Genomic DNA, 15,922 nt, shown 5'->3' with positions numbered 1-15,922 from the left:
GCGACAGTCAAAGTCTCTCTGTTCGTCAGCATGCTCTCGCCGCATGACGCTCGTCAAGTTGCATAGTCGAACCAGGCGGCTTCCACTGGCAAAGGAAAAGGTCTCGTCCATAGCAAACACAGGGTACGCACGATGGCGGCCCTCACCGTCCTCAACACGAGCTTCTGATCCAGGTGGAAGACCCAAGCATTATCTACAGGGTCATCGAAAGCGATGCCCTTACGGCCCTAGCTGACAGAGGTTCTTCCACCTGGCACCCGCCCTTCAACGAAGGGCCGGTAGACGGAACCGCTCTTAACGACGGCGTGTACGACGCGTGCCATCTTGGCGGTAATTGCGGTCATCGCCTTGCGGCGCAGATCTGGATTGTCGCGATCTCTCGCGATGTAGCGTTCGAACTTGTGCCGGAATCCGTTCTCACGCTGTCGGATGGCGACTTGCCCGGCGATCCACAGAGTGCGGCGCAAACGAGCATTGCCGAATTTGGAAAGGCGGGTCTGGCCTCGATATTGGCCGGACTTCTGTGTCGAGAGGTCCAGCCAGCAGAACTTTAGAAACTGGCGATGATGACCGAAACGGCGAAGATCGCCGGCTTCGGCAATGATGGTCAATGCGTTGATCGGTCCGATGCCCGGGACTTGCCGCAGGAGCTGGTAATCCTGGCTGTGCCGCAGCAGATCGTCGGCCTGTGCTTCGATCTCATTGCGTTGCCGGATCAGGCTGCGTACTTCGTCAATGACCATCCGGAACATGCAAATGGCAGGCGCATCGAGTGGCAGCGGCAATCCGATCGATGAGCGCGCCGTCTCGAAAATATCCATCAGAATCTGTGTCTTGCTGACCTTGCGGCCGACGACATCCCAAGCTGCCGCCACAAACTCCTCCTTCGTCAGCGCCGTGATGCTTGCTGGGGTCGGAAAGGCATGGAGGAAGGCAAAGAACCAATCGCTGCGGCTGTTTCCCCGGAAGCGATCGATCTCGGGAAAATACAGCGGCAGGTAGTGTGTCAGGATGCGGTGCTGGATCTCGGTCTTGGCCCTGGCGATCGCTTCATGTGTCTTCGACAGTTCCTGCACGTCGTTGATGCCGGCCCGCAGCGGATCATGGTAGACCTGCGTCGCCTGGATCCTGAGCATGTGCAGGATCACCTGGGCATCCTTTGGATCGTTCTTGTCCCAGCTGTTGTGCAAGGCCTCGCGGGTTCGGGCAAGCGCCAGCGACGACACTAGCCGCACCTCAAAACCCGCTTCAGCCAGGCGCCATGCTACCGGCCGGTGATAGTTCCCGGTCGCTTCGAAGCCGCAGACCACCGGTTGGTCATACGCCTGCAGAATCTCGATCAGCCGGTCATGCTCTGCGCGAGTGTTGAGAACCGGCAGCCGGCGGCAGCGCTTATGGCCGGGGGTTTCAATCAAGACTTCATTGCGCACCTTGGCGATATCGATCGCTACCAACACCGCATCGGCGGGTATAACATTTGGGCTGGTCATGGTCGGTCTCTCCGGAATGGGTTGTGAACATTCACATTCTAGAGATCCTTCGACTGGCTATGGCCACCTCGATCGGTGCGCGCCTGCAGCGAAAAGCTGCGCGCACCGATGTCTCGGTTGCCTCTCATCATTCTTTCCGTAGGTGCTACGGTATCCAGTTCACCACCCCCGGCGCCGGCGGTTCGGCCGTGCCACTGATCAAGGAGGCCATCGCAAACGGCGAACTCTTCCGCGCCCATGCCTTCGAGTACGCTTGCGCTAGGAACGACATCGAGCACCGGACGACCAAGGCAAGGCATCCGTGGACCAACGGCCAGGTCGAGAGAATGAACCGGACCATCAAGGATGCGACCGTCCGGCGCTTCTACTATGAGAGCCACGACCAACTCCGCCAGCACCTTGCCGACTTCGTCTCGGCCTACAACTTCGGCCGCAGGCTGAAGACCCTCAAAGGCCTCACGCCCTACGAGTTCATCTGCAAGACTTGGGCTTCCCAATCCGAACGCTTTACTCTCAATCCGCTCCAGCAAATGCCGGGACTAAACATCTAGGGGAAACAGCTTGGGTTTGCCTTCGACTACATTGTCGTTTGCACGGTTACCGGTTCAACGCATGCCGGCATGATCGTCGGGTTCGCCGCGGACGGTCGACAGCGCAAGGTGATCGGTGTAGATGCCTCTGCGACTCCCGCCAAAACAAAGACGCAGGTGCTTAGCATTGCCCAACATACAGCGATGCTCGTCGAGCCCGAAAGGGAAGCCTCGAAGATGACGTAGTGTTACTCGAGGACTACACGTTTCCGCGTTATAGCATTCCATTCGAGGAAACCAAGAGAGCGATCCGTCTGTGGGCGCCGCTTGAAGGCAGTCAACCGTTGCGAAAAGTATGGCCATATTTGATCGCGGGGCGCGCCACCGAGATGCGCGTAGAGCACCCACGGGATCGGCAATCATGGCTCGGCAGATTACCGTTTCAACGTCCTACGGTACCGGACAGGTCCATAACGTGGGTCAGCGTTGTACCGGAAAGGCGGCGGGCAATTTCGCGACATCGATGCTGCATGAGCCCGCTCCTTTCCTACCCCAAATGGCCGCCGACAGCCCGCAGACGTTCGCGAGATCGCCTTACGAGGCGAAATTGGGACCCGACGAGCCGACCTCCCTCGGCGCGCCGCCCGGCGGACAGTTCGGCCGATCCCGTCGGCGCGACCAGCGCTGGTCTGCAAGCGCTCACTCCCCACGCGCAGAACCGCTGGGCAGTCAGATCGGAGCTCAGGCAACGGTCAAGTACAACGCCAGTGTCTGGTCTTAGGTCCTGATTTCATACTTCTAGTACCAGCATAGACCTCATACTCTCGAATTGTACGCTCTGCGACACGCTGCCCTTGGTTCGTCTCTCGGGCATTCTATTCGATTTAACAATCGAATAAAATCTTTGCTGCCAAGCTGGCACAACTCTTGAAGCTCCACCTTCAGGTGCCTGCAGGAGCTGACTCGGATTCGCCTGGCCTGAGCAAGTGCGCCCGATGACGCAACTGAAGGAGAGATCATGGAACTCCCGCGGGTTGCTATAGAGTTAGGCCTGTTCCTCGAAACGACCGCTGATGTCGTCGAATCCGAACAGCTGTTCGAACTGATGTCTGAGTTTGCGCAAATCTTCGATTGCCCGTGGACCGCCTATGCCGTCCTTGCCCCAGACCAAATGGTTTTGAGACCGGCCCGAGCGGACACAGCGGTCATGTGGAATTACCCCGATGAATGGCAGGAGCGTTATTCGAAAATGGATTATGCCAGAATAGACCCAATCGTCAAGAAAGGTAGAAAGAAGGCGCGGGCCTTTCGGTGGAGTGAGGCGTATTCTGATGAAAGCACGACTGAAGACGAACGCCGCGTTCTAGACGAAGCGGCGACGTTCGGCTTGAGGTCAGGGGTCGGCCTGCCATTACATGGCCCGGGTAACTGCTTTACTATTATGAGTTTTGCCCAACCACCGGACAGCGAATTTCAAGATAGAGCGATCACTTATCTGCAAATTTCCGCTGTCCAGTTTCACCTGAGGGTTGCGAAACTCACTAGTGACGTGGCTTCGAGGCAAGCTCATAACCTTTCCTCTAAAGAGATCGAATGCATTTTGTGGGCTGCACGAGGGAAATCGTCGTGGGAGATAGGAACGATCCTAGGACGATCAGTGAATACCGTAGATTTCCACTTGAAAAACGTCAAGCGTAAGTTAGATACGACCAGCAGAACGGTGGCTGCTATAAAGGCCCTACAACTGGGGATTATCGATCCATAGCCAGGCAGAGGGTCGATGATGTCCGCGACTTGATCTCGCCACCGAGCGGCTCGACGGGTGCGTCGTCTCAGAAGTCGTGTAGGCAAACGCGGGCTCGCCTTGTTGATGAGTCGGCCCGATCTGGTCAACGACGGCCGCCAAATGCGCTCGCAGAAAGCCCCGGCTTTTTGAATAGCTGGAGCTGCAGCTCGAGGGCTGGATGCTGATGCCAGCGTGGACGAACTGGCAGCTGCGTGTCATCGACGGCCTGGGCCTTTGCACGTCGCACGGGCAGTTTGTTGGCGCGGGGCGTCGCGGAAGCACCGAGTGCGCCTGCAACGCTATGAAGCAGAAAAGTACAACTACGTCCAAAATCGGCGCCCCTGCAAGGTTTCGGCCCCAATGTCGGATACCCGACAGGATCGCAATCTGTTACCCGTGGCGTTGCAAATCTTCTGCTCTGGCACGATCGATGCAGGGATCCTCCCGAACGCAGCAGCGGACGTCTCTCTATGATCAAGCACCGCATTACTCGGGGCCTAGCAAAAGCAATCGCTCGCGACGGACCCTCAACGTGCGTGGGCTTTGATTGCCGCGCGGGTCCCGTCGAGATTGTGGGATAGCTCAGCGAGCGCCTTCGCCAGGATCGCGGCCGCGGTCGCCTGAAGGGCGACCGAAGTTCGCGCGCTATCGGGTAGAGGTGTCGCGCCGCTGCAATAACAGAATAGTAGTTGTACTTTGATATAGTATAGTTACAAAGGTATAGAATCAACGTGGATACGAAGGAGTACTGTTGTGAATATAATTTCGATGAAACCTGGCCATGATGGAGCAATCGCAGCGCTGGATGCGTCAGCAGCCGAGCTGATTTATTCCTACGAGGCTGAGAAGGATAGCTTTCCTAGATATTCGAGTATTAATCCGATGACTATCCTAGAAGCCGCTGGGCGCTTGGATGCCATTCCGGATGTGTTTGCTGTCGGTGGGTGGGACACAGGATTCAACCACGACCCGGTAGGATACTATGGCATAACTCAGGGATCGGATGTTGTCGGCGAGAGGACCGTCTTTGGCCGCAAGGTGCATTTCTATTCCTCGACGCACGAGCGCTCCCATCTGTGGGGGTGTTACGGCATGTCGCCGTTCCCCGCCGGGACGCCCTGTTACGCTCTGATCTGGGAAGGATGGTGCGGCGATTTTTATGAAATAGATGAGTACCTCCAGATCACGCATTTGGGTAAAGTGATGGCCAATCCCGGGCACAAATATGCTTTCCTTTATGCGCTAGCCGATCCGGGCGCAGGACCAACGCGTCTGGTAGACGCTGGCAAGCTGATGGCGCTTTGCGCCTATGGGCAGACCGGATCGCCCGACAGGGACGAGCAGGCGCTAATCGATCGTCTGCTCCCGAGCGATGTGTATCCTCTGAGCAAGGAGGATTCGCGGGACTCGCCTTACTACAACATTGGCGTAACCCATCAGAAATTCACCAACCTCGCTAGGAGAGTTTCAGATGCCATTTTCGACTCGTTCCACGCTTTCGCGAAGAAGAATCTGGCAAAGGGCTACCCGTTACTCATTTCCGGTGGGTGTGGGTTAAATTGTGAGTGGAACCGCAGATGGCTCGAAACAAACCTTTTTTCGGATATTTTCATTCCTCCATGCGCAAACGACACAGGCTCCGCAATCGGGACCGCAGTCGACGCGATGCGACATTTCACAGGCAACGCAAAAATCAAATGGAACGTCTATTCAGGCCAGCCCTTCACATATGACGAAATTGACCGCACCGGGCTCGAGATCCATCCACTCGACTACGGTCAGGTAGCTTCGGCGTTGCTCGATGACAAGGTGATCGGCTGGGTACAGGGGAATTGCGAAATCGGGCCGCGGGCGCTGGGCAACCGGTCAATTCTCGCGGCGCCATTTTCAAACGCAACCCATAAGCGGCTAAACCGCATCAAAAACCGGGAGGGTTTCCGCCCGATCGCGCCGGTCTGCCTGGAAGAAGAGGTTGCACTCCACTTTGACTTGGGACGACCGTCACCCCACATGCTTCTTTTCCAAAAGGTTCTCGATAGTCGGTTGAAGGCTGTCACGCACGCTGACGGCACTGCGCGTGCCCAAACAGTTTCGCGAAAGCAGAACCCGCGTCTCTTTCAATTGCTTACCTCGTTCAAGGCGAAAAGCGGAGTCGGCGTTCTTTGCAATACATCGCTGAACTTCAATGGCACCGGCTTCATCAATCGCGCAAGCGATTTGTTGACGTATGCACGGGTCGCTGGTCTTGACGGATTCGTGATCAACGATGCCTATTATCTCCTCAAAGGCGGCCCCCTCATGGAGTGAGTGGATAGAAAGGAGCAGCGTGCTGAACCGTTCGAATCGACCATCGCCCGGCTAGTGTCAGTCCGAAGCCTCGAACCCATGCTCAACGAGTGACGTTATTGACCGGGCCGAAGCGTCGTCGTTGGCGTGAAGACGATCAGTGTCGCATACTGGCCGTGGCATTCGCGCCCGGGTCCACTGTGGCGCGTCTGTACGATGTCGCCTGATCTATAAGTGGCGCCGCACGCTGAGAGCCCGCGAGACAGGTTTTGCCGAAGTTTTCGTGTTCCGATGAGCCTATGGCCGCTTCGGGCGCCAACAGAGGTGATCGAGCTGGCGAACCCCGGCAAGGTGCTGCTGCGGGTTCCGCTGGCCACGCCGTCGACACTGGCGGCGGCGATGGTGAAGGCACTGGGCGCCGGCCATCGAGAATAATCTGCCACCGATCAATTCCACGCGCCGGGCCTTCGCAGGCTGTTGCAACATTGTCAAATTTTTCCCCTGGTCGTGCAGGCGGGCTGAGGGTTCAGAACTCTGACCATGCGGCGCTCAGTAAATAGGGTCGAGTCAAAGAGTTGTTTGACATGCCGCCAGCCCCTGGACCGTTCAAGGCGACGCGCTGCTGTTCCTTGCCGTCTTGCTCTTCCGGTGCGACGATCCTGCTGTAGCTTGAAAGTGCGGAGCTACCGAGCTAGCTACTGAGGCGGTCTCGATCAACTTCGCAGCGTAGCCCGGATTCGTGAATGATGTTCATAGCACAGGAACCGCTTCTAATCCCGCGGCGTGAGGTGCACGCCAGCCATCGTGCATCGCACGGAACCGCCGGCCCGCTCAACTGTAGGAATTGCTATCGGCAGCAGCCGAGCGCTCTCGGCGATGATGTCAATCTGTTCCTTGCTCAATGCCAATAGTGCGGTCGTAGACAGGGCCAAGATCCGCCCGTTGCCGCCCAGGAGCTCAATTGCATTGCCTGCAAACTTCTCAATCTGTGCGTTGGTGAGCCCGATTACCCGGCGACCGGTGCGTTCGAACCGATGGACAATTTCGCGCCGTCTCCCGGACTCGGTGATCATGTCGAGCCCGATCATTGCGAAATCGGTAGCGACACACATCAGCACGTTTGTATGATAGATGTCGAACCCGCTTGGGTCCTTCGCCGAGAAGACCATCGGCTCAAAATTTGATTGGCGACAGAACCTTGCAAGCACACTTGAGTCAGTACGCTCAGATCTGACAGCATAGGCGACCCGATCGATATGATCCAGTACCATCGACCCCGTACCTTCCAAGAAAAGCCCGTCCAACTCAAGGCCAGAATAGTCGATCACTTCATGCACCCTGTATCGGCTCTTCAGCATGTCAATAATATCGCGCCGACGCTCGCGCCGACGGCTCAGGGCTTTCATCGGGAAAACCGCCACATAACCATCTGCGTGGGTCGAAAACCAGTTGTTCGGAAACACTGCATCAGGAGTGTCGCCGCTCTCGCTCTCGAACAAATGCACCGTTATACCCTGCTCTCTAAGCAGCGCAGCGGCGCGTGTGATTTCCAAGTAGGCAAGTGGCGAAAGATCACCGGCGTCATTGTCACAGGTTTGAAAGCGATTATCGGCCGCCGTCTCTTTGTTGACCCTAAAATGATGCGGCCGGACCATAATGACCGCGGAAGGGGCCTGAACCGAGAATTCTGAACATGCTATCACGGGAAAGACTCCAACGGGTAGTGAGCGTAATGTGCACGCCGCAAGGGCCGCTCATGTGGCTTCATCGATCAATGCGCAGATGCTAACAGCTCCTTTCCGGAAAGCCGCTTTTATTAGGTACGCCTAAATGTCTTGGTTTCGAAGCTGTCGAACAGGGGGAGTACCGCGTCGCGCTGGCCTGGTGCTGTGCAGTCATGGCGCTGGGAGTCTATGCTGTCTGGTTGGCAGGTGCAGGAGCGGATATGTACGGTTCACGACCCCTCCGTAGACCTATAGGAGACGACGGTGCGGAAATCATGAAGATTGTGAACAATCTTGTTGCTTTGCCTTGCGGTCAAGTCGCTATGCCCTCTGCTCAGATTGGATCGCGCACCAAGGGGCAAGTCATGCAGTGCGCGCCGCCACGCGCACGGCTGAGTTCTGCACCGTCGACGGTCATCACTTCCACTCCGGCGCGCCTCAACAGCGTGTTCGTGTATACGTTTCGTTCGTAACCGATCACAACGCCGGGCTCGACGGCGATCACATTATTAGCGGCACCCCACTGCTCCCGCTCGGCCCCGAAATTATCGCCACCGGTAGCGACAGTGCGGATAGCCTTCAACCCCAACGCGTCGGCCACCACCGACAAGAAGGGTCGAATCTCCTTAGTGATTTCGAGCTCACCGTCAGCGTTGCGCGGTCGCAGCGAAAACGTCTTCAACAGCTCAACCGCCGGCGGGTAGACCGTCACGAGGTCCCGGTCGCAAAAGGTGAAGATTGTGTCAAGATGCACATAGCTGCGTTTGCGCGGCATCAGCCCTGCGATGACTCTGATCACATCCTTTGTCCTGAACAGGCGGCGTGCCAGAGCCTCGACTGCCTGCGGTGTGGTTCGTTCGCCCATTCCAATCAGCACAACGCCGCCGCCAATCGGCATCACATCTCCGCCCTCGAGACTGGAAATGGGGTCTATCCCATCGGGCGACAGGTAAGTAAAGCTGGCCTCGCGAAACCGCGGATGGAAGCGGTAGATCGCCTCGATATTCGCAGCTTCCGGCTGTCTTGCGGGCCAATACATGGCGCTGATCGAGACGCCCCCATAGATCCAACAGGAACTGTCACGTGTAAAAAGCTGGTTTGGCAATGGCGGCAGTATGAAATCTTCCGGCGCGAGCGTCTGCCCCGTCAGGCCGCGCGGTTTGAATGGCATTTCCGCAACCAAAATCCCGCCAATCAGATAGGTCGCGAGCTGACCAGAAGGAATCTCCTCAAGCCAGCCCCGAAGTTCATCGACCATATCTTGCCCCACAGCGGAAGGATGAACACGACGGTCGAGGAGCCAACGACGCGCTTCGGGCAAGGCCACCGTTGTAGCAAGCAATTTGTCCAACCAGTGTACCAACACGCCACGATCACGCAGGGCCTTCACGAACATATCGTGCTCCCGTCCGGCGCGGTCCACCCAAAGCACGTCGTCGAAAAGAAGGCCCTTGCAGTTTCGCGGCGTGAGGCGGCGTAGGCTAAGGCCTGGGCGGTGCACCAGTACTTCTCGCAGACGGGCGACCTCGGAATGCACACCTAGACACATCATGGGAGTTGCCTTGCTCCCAGAGCGGGCCGATGGCGGGGATTCTGTTTCTTTGGCGGCAAGGCCATCGCGCCAAGAGGGCCGTTATGCAAGGACGGGCCGGAACGAAGACTGTCCCCCCGCTCGCGCCCCTGCCCAACGCTGGAAGCGGATACGGCGTAGTTTGAGGACATCGCCGTAGAAACATAAGCCAAAATGCGCGTCGTCCGGTGTTGCCGACAGGCCGCAGATTGAACACCCGCGGGTCCCGGATATGGCCGCCACTTACAACGGCTCGACCAACATCGTGCTAGTGAGGCTCTAAAGCAAATCATGGGTACGGACATCGAACGGTCCTGCTCCTTGTGAAACGTCACCGTTTATCAGCAAGAGCCATGCCAAGCAGAAAGCGATGTAATCTTGACTAAAGCCGTTATTTTCTGTTTCGGACCTGGCCGTCACGGCCCAATTTTTTGTCAGGCTTTTTACAAAAAGAATCCAATTGGGTCGCGAATCGCACACTGTCTTAAGCGCGAAGGGCGAACGGGAGCAAATTCGGCCCAGCGGACCCTCCGCCGAGGTCGCTTTTGCTTCGGCTGCGTCCGGCGGCATTTCGCCTCCTTCATCAGAGGGCCGTGTCCCGCTGGAATTGGCTTATGGCGGATCGCACCCCACAGCAGCGCCGGATGAAAGGCCTGTCGTGAATCTCGACGAGGTTCTGTGCCGATCGCATCTCCTCTCGTCCATGCGCGTCTGTGTTCGCACCAGGCTGCGGCGCTCGCGTCAGGGCTTCGTCCACCTTATCGGTGACCAGTAGGACGGCCCGTAGTGATCGGGCTCAAGATCGTGCACGCGCAGTGCTTTTAACCGACCTCGGGCTCCGGCTGTGAGCCGTTGTGATGAAAGGCGGGGGTTTGCGGATGCGGTGGCGGTTTTTTCGGGGCGCCGGCGCCGCGTCGGCTATGTCACTGGCCACGGCATGCGATCGATCGAGGGCTATGCGCAGGATGCGCTGGTTGGGGCAGGATGTCGGCAGTTTAGGTTGATTTGCGTCTTCATCTCGACTAAACGCGCGGCGATCTGCGATGCGCAGACTAAGCGTGTCGAACTGGGCGACCGCAAAGCTCGAGCGCTTCGGCATTGCGGCGCGCGGCACCAGATCATCCACTAGCAGGCTTCTCTGATTGGGGTCGTTGAGGTCAAGCTCCTGCTGATATTTTTCCGGACCATGTCGCCCCGCGGGTCACTCGCTTCTCTTCGCGGTCGACGTTAGGCCGCCGCATGATGGGGTCAGTAGAGCGAGACGTCTCAATCTGTTGAACGACCTTGTGTTCGGCCCAGGATCGTGCCTGCTAACGAGATCACCTTGCCCATCGTCCCCACGGGAACGATCCGGATCACGCCCTTTCGGGCGGAATCAACTCCTCCTTGGTTGGTCCGTTATCCCGTATTTCATGCCGATACGCGGCCGGGTGCCTTGCCGAAGCGGAATTCTGTTGCATCACTCCACATGCGATGCAGGATGACAGCGAGCTTGCGGGCAACAGCAACTCGGGCTCGAGCCATACCGCGCCGTTTGGCGACGTTCATGCCCCACGCTCTGAGGCTCGACCATTTCTTGCTGAGCACGAGCAGCGAATGAGCCGCCTCGCTCTACTGACCCCATCATGCGGCGGCCTAACGTCGACCGCGAAGAGAAGCGAGTGACCCGCGGGGCGACATGGTCCGGAAAAATATCAGCAGGAGCTTGACCTCAACGACCCCAATCAGAGAAGCCTGCTAGATGGCGCTGGCATGCGGAAGAGCCGGAACTGGTTGGCTGTGGCTCTGGTCCAGGATGTGCGCCGGCGGCGACATGCGTTTTCCAAGATTTGATGCGGTTCTCGGCCCCGCACCAGCGATAAAGGTCCGCGTAGAGCACCTTGCCACCGGCCAGATCGGTGACGACGAAGCGGTGTCAGTACCCTTGGGCACCAACCTCAACCTGGACTGATTGGGTTCGCAAGGCTCCAACTGGCCCCGCCGCAAAAAAACTCCTTGAAGCGGCCGATCTTGTTCATTTTCGCGGATGCCTCAAAACGCTCCGGCGAGCTGGCTTCCAGATCCGCGACCTGCTTGCGCCGCATCGTGGCGAGCGTTAGCCCGAGGGATGGAGTCGATCGTTGGCGCGGCACCATTGATGACCGGTCGGCTGCCCCGTGGCCCGGATCGGGATCCGTGTGTTCGGCCAGTTGCTCCGGATCGCCCGCACCAGGCGTCGGAGGGGGGCGGATCTCAGCGATGGTCGATTAGGTATTTTGCCTGATGAGGCAAAGCGCCGATCGTCAAGCCCTCGTCCAATGAATGGGAGCGCTGGATGTGGCTCATGCCAGTTTAAGCTCGAGACGGAATTATTCGGTCATAAGTTTGAGCCCTTTGAGCAGCCGAGCGTGGGTATGGGAGTGCTTATATCGAACATGCACAGCCGAATAAATCGGATGCGAGATTCTTGGGGCGTCAGGGACGGTTTCCGCCACGCCCTCGTGGCGCAACTCCGTGGCGACCGCTTCGGTGACGAATGCTGTCCCGCCTTGGTTTTTCAGAAGGTAGACCACCGCGCCGCCATGTCCTGTTGAGACGGGACTATTTTCCAGCTCGGGGAGCATCTGTTTGTGGGCCTGATCGAAGAAGGCAGAGTAATGGGCGCGGATGTAGTCCGTCGGCGTAATGCCTTTCAAACTCACCCGACGTGTCGAGACCATCACGAAACTCTCCTCCGCGATCTGCTGGTAATGCATGTCGGGGAAATGTTGGGGCGAGAACAGTACCGCGAGGTCAAGGCTCCCGGTCGTGAGGTCCTGGATCATCTGGTTCGAGTAGTCGACTTCAATATAGATCGCCAATTTGGGCATGGTCGCTCTCACCCATTCTAACCATCCCTGCAGAACACGCTGATACAAGTCCGGGTGAATGCCAACCCGGATGTGACTTTCGAACTTGCCGACACCCTGAATTTCACGTTGTGCATCCAACCAACTTAGCCGTACGGCTCGCGCATGTTCCACAAATCGAAACCCTGCCACAGTTGGCTCGGTGCCACTTTTGTTGCGGATGAAAAGTTGTTTTCCTAGCGCACTTTCCAAGCTTCGGATGCGGCTCGAAACAGTGGACTGAGTAACGCCCAGCCGATCCGCGGACCTATTGAAATTTCGGGTCTCGACCAGATCGAGGAATGTATCGAGCAACTCGATTTGCATACGACCTCCAAAACGGCTAGCCAGCCTAATGGCTATAGGCCTAATCGGATTCACCGATTAATCTTCTACCACGGACTGCATTGCCGACGACACTGTCACGGCGCAATCTTGTTTAACAAAAAAAGGTCTCGCCGGCAGGCAGCAAATTGTTATTGACACGGACGTACAACTAGTGGTCAGCGCCGGCCGGTGAGTGACGGTCAGTCGTATTTGTCCGAATGAGGCAAAGGGAGGAGCCTTAAGCCCTCATGCCGTGAGTAGGAAAATCGATAGGGCAAATCGAACCATCCGAGGGAGAAATCTACGTGCAAAACGAACTTGATTTCCTTAGCCACAACGTTGCCTCAGGCAAACTGAGCCGCCGCGATTTTTTTGGCCGCGCTGCCACCCTCGGTGTCACAGCTATAATTGCCGACTCGCTACTTTCAAGCGCTGTGAGTGCTGCCGGTCCGGTCCGAGGCGGCATACTCAAGGCCGGCATTCAGGGAGGGGAGTCAACCAACAGCCTCGACCCGGCGATCATGCTTAGCCAAGTGCCGTTTGTGTTTTCCAAGTGCTGGGGTGAGACGCTCGTAGACCTCGCGCCGGGCGGCGGCATCGAATATCTGATTGCCGAGGAGATCGGCAGCTCCAAGGATGCCAAGACGTGGACGATGAAAATCCGCCAGGGCATTCAGTTTCACAACGGCAGGGAAGTGACGCCGGACGACGTCGTTGCCACGTTGAAGCGCCACAGCGACGAAAAGTCGAAGTCTGGAGCGCTCGGCGTTCTGAAAGGCATCGAGACGATGAAGGTCGACGGCGGCAGCGTCGTTGTGACACTCAAAGACCCCAACGCCGACCTGCCTTACCTGATGGCGGACTACCACCTTGTTATCCAGCCAAATGGCGGCATGGACGAGCCTGACGCCGGAATCGGTACTGGACCGTACAAGGTGTTGGACAACGAGCCAGGTGTTCGCCATGGGGGCGAACGTTTCGCGAATTACTGGCAGCCCGACAAATACGGCCATGCCGACCAGATCGAGATCGTTGTCATCAATGACCCCACGGCACGGATGGCGGCATTGCAAGGCGGCCAGGTCAGCATGATCAACCGCGTCGAGCCGAAGATCGTCGAGCTGATCAAGCGGCTGCCCGGCGTAACCATCCGCGCCGCATCGGGCCGTGGCTTCTATCCGTTCAACATGTTCTGCGACACCGCGCCCTTCGACAACAACGATCTACGAATGGCGTTGAAGCTCGCCATGGACCGTGAGGAGATGCTGACCAAAATCCTGCGGGGCTACGGCGAGGTCGGCAACGACATGCCGGTCAACAAGGCATACCCGCTGTTCGCAGGCGATTTCGAGCAGCGCAAGTTCGATCCGGAAAGGGCGGCAGTGTTTTACAAGAAGTCTGGCCATAGTGGCTCGATCCTGCTGCGGACCTCCGATGTGGCCTTCCCTGGCGCCGTGGACGCCGCCCAGCTCTATCAGCAGAGCTGCGCGAAGGCCGGCATCAAAATCGAGATCAAGCGCGAACCCGGCGACGGCTACTGGGCTGAAGTCTGGAATAAGCAGCCCTTCTCACTCTCCTTCTGGGCTGGCCGACCGACGCAGGACCAGATGTACTCGACCGCCTACCTCTCTACAGCGGACTGGAACGATACCCGGTTTAAGCGGCCTGATTTCGACAAGATGGTAATTGCAGCGCGCGGAGAACTCGACCAAGTCAAGCGCAAGAAGATCTACCGCGACATGGGCGAGATTATGCGCGACGAAGGCGGGCTGATCGTGCCGTTCTTCAATCAGTTCGTCGATGCGACGGGCAAGGGCGTCCAGGGCTGGGTCGACAACCCGGCGCAGGAACTGAGCAATGGTCGCGCGCTAATCGAGTGTTGGTTGCAGGCTTAATAACAAAGGTGAAGGGCCGTTAGATCCGGCCCTTGATTACCTTTCGCCCCGCAAGGGCCGATCGCGTTCGTTCTCGCGGTGCTGCTTCCGGTTCAAGGCTTAATCCTCAACTGCAGAAACGATCCGGTTATTGCAAATTCCAATGGGATGCCAGAACGGAGCGTAGCCACGGTTTTTACGATGATTAAGACGTTCGGATGCGGCGGTAGAGTGACGCTCATTCGCCGACTATTGGGACACTCTGGGCCTCGGTCAAATCGAGACAGGCATTGCACACTTGAGGAGAACAAAAGCGCTTCGATTAGGTACTGGATTTAATGTTCATCAGCTGGGGAACTCATCAGCATAACGTCGCGTCCTTCGCCGGACTCAAAACCGGCTAGCGGCAACAAGAGAGCGGACCCGTCAGATGCCAAACGAATTCTATTGCCAGCGGATATATGACCCCTCCACGTCCGCACTGCTCGAAAATGCGAAACCTGATCGAGGCGCTCTATCCCGCCGCCTACGATACGTCGGGCGCGTACATTCACATATTGACTCGCGAAGAGTGGCTGCGAACAAGATTCATGATGTAAAGGAAGATTGACATGGATTTGGGGCTAGAGAACAAACGTGTTCTGGTGACAGCGGGCGCTGCCGGTATCGGAAGGGCGGTAGCGGAGCGTTTTGCGGCCGAGGGAGCAAAAGTGCTCGTCTGTGACGTCGACCCCAGGGCTCTTCAAAGTGTCCAGCCAGGCACAGGCATAGGTGCAGTAGCCGCAGATGTTTCGAGGTCAGAGGCGGTGGTCAAGCTCTTTGCGGAGATTGGGGTCCGTCTCGGTGGGCTTGATATCCTTGTGAACAACGCTGGTATCTCTGGGCCTTCGAAGCCGGTTGAAGCCGTGAGCGATGAAGATTGGAGAAGCACTCTCGGCGTGAATTTAGACGGCGCGTTTTATTGTGCCAGAGCGGCTGTGCCCCTTATTAAAGCGGCCGGGGGAGGAACGATTGTCAACATGTCGTCGACGGCCGGCTTGCTGCCGTATTCGCTCCGCTCGCCTTATTGTGCGGCCAAATATGCCGTGATAGGCCTTTCTGCGGTCATGGCGGTGGAGTTGGGGCCGCACAACATTAATGTGAATGCTATTTGCCCTGGGTCTGTCGACTCACCTAGGATGGAGCGGGTCCAAGCCATGGCCGCGCAGTCGCGTGGCGTGTCTATCGAAGAAATCAAAGAGCGTGAGCTTAAACTCTACTCGATGCGTAGGCTTGTGGATGTCGAAGAGATCGCAAGTATGATCCTGTATCTCTGCAGTCCTCATGCCCGTATCATTTCCGGCCAGTCGATCGCCATAGACGGACAAACGATTGCCACCGAATACTAAGCGAGCGGAGAGCCCCACAAAGGGGCTTCGCAACCTCGCAACGGATGGTGAGCGGGGCGGACAGACTGTCAATGCCCTGA

At 57.4% G+C, this 15,922-nt stretch carries 7 protein-coding genes and 5 pseudogenes; 6 read left to right on the top strand and 6 right to left on the bottom strand.

Annotation, left to right across the window (positions count from 1 at the left end; translation table 11 throughout):
• Positions 1 to 193: 193 nt before the first annotated feature.
• Positions 194 to 1,490, bottom strand: a pseudogene (locus AC0NIL_RS29525) (IS110 family RNA-guided transposase).
• Positions 1,491 to 1,726: 236 nt separating this feature from the next.
• Here AC0NIL_RS29525 and AC0NIL_RS29520 point away from each other — a divergent pair.
• The 4 genes and pseudogenes from AC0NIL_RS29520 to AC0NIL_RS29505 all read left to right on the top strand — a co-directional run.
• A pseudogene (locus tag AC0NIL_RS29520) lies at positions 1,727 to 2,041 on the top strand (integrase core domain-containing protein); the annotation flags it as partial.
• A gap of 3 nt (positions 2,042 to 2,044) precedes the next feature.
• Positions 2,045 to 2,355, top strand: a pseudogene (locus AC0NIL_RS29515) (pyridoxal-phosphate dependent enzyme); the annotation flags it as partial.
• 683 nt (positions 2,356 to 3,038) lie between these two features.
• Positions 3,039 to 3,785 (top strand): LuxR family transcriptional regulator, encoded by a 747-nt coding sequence (locus AC0NIL_RS29510; RefSeq protein ID WP_473573942.1) that lies wholly within the window; start codon positions 3,039 to 3,041, stop codon positions 3,783 to 3,785.
• A 774-nt stretch (positions 3,786 to 4,559) separates the two neighbouring features.
• Positions 4,560 to 6,113 carry a carbamoyltransferase C-terminal domain-containing protein gene (locus AC0NIL_RS29505; protein WP_473573943.1) on the top strand — a complete coding sequence of 518 codons (1,554 nt, stop codon included), beginning with the start codon at positions 4,560 to 4,562 and terminating at the stop codon, positions 6,111 to 6,113.
• A gap of 749 nt (positions 6,114 to 6,862) precedes the next feature.
• Here AC0NIL_RS29505 and ctlX read toward each other — a convergent pair.
• The 5 genes and pseudogenes from ctlX to AC0NIL_RS29480 form a co-directional block, all read right to left on the bottom strand.
• Complete coding sequence (gene ctlX / locus AC0NIL_RS29500) at positions 6,863 to 7,747, bottom strand: citrulline utilization hydrolase CtlX (protein ID WP_473573957.1); 885 nt, start codon at positions 7,745 to 7,747, stop codon at positions 6,863 to 6,865.
• A gap of 403 nt (positions 7,748 to 8,150) precedes the next feature.
• A complete protein-coding gene (locus AC0NIL_RS29495) occupies positions 8,151 to 9,368 on the bottom strand; it encodes an arginine deiminase (protein WP_473573944.1) in 1,218 nt (405 codons plus the stop codon).
• A 972-nt stretch (positions 9,369 to 10,340) separates the two neighbouring features.
• Positions 10,341 to 10,494: pseudogene (locus AC0NIL_RS29490) on the bottom strand (IS1380 family transposase); the annotation flags it as partial.
• Between the two features lie 302 nt (positions 10,495 to 10,796).
• Positions 10,797 to 10,994 (bottom strand): annotated as a pseudogene (locus AC0NIL_RS29485) (IS110 family transposase); the annotation flags it as partial.
• 740 nt (positions 10,995 to 11,734) lie between these two features.
• Complete coding sequence (locus tag AC0NIL_RS29480) at positions 11,735 to 12,580, bottom strand: LysR family transcriptional regulator (RefSeq protein ID WP_473573945.1); 846 nt, start codon at positions 12,578 to 12,580, stop codon at positions 11,735 to 11,737.
• 305 nt (positions 12,581 to 12,885) lie between these two features.
• Between AC0NIL_RS29480 and AC0NIL_RS29475 the strand changes: the two genes are divergently transcribed.
• A complete protein-coding gene (locus tag AC0NIL_RS29475; protein ID WP_473573946.1) occupies positions 12,886 to 14,475 on the top strand; it encodes an ABC transporter substrate-binding protein in 1,590 nt (529 codons plus the stop codon).
• A gap of 590 nt (positions 14,476 to 15,065) precedes the next feature.
• Positions 15,066 to 15,842 (top strand): SDR family oxidoreductase, encoded by a 777-nt coding sequence (locus tag AC0NIL_RS29470; protein ID WP_473573947.1) that lies wholly within the window; start codon positions 15,066 to 15,068, stop codon positions 15,840 to 15,842.
• Positions 15,843 to 15,922 lie beyond the last annotated feature (80 nt).

It is taken from the genome of Mesorhizobium sp. WSM1343, from assembly GCF_055901535.1.
This window is presented reverse-complemented; position numbering and strand designations above follow the sequence as displayed.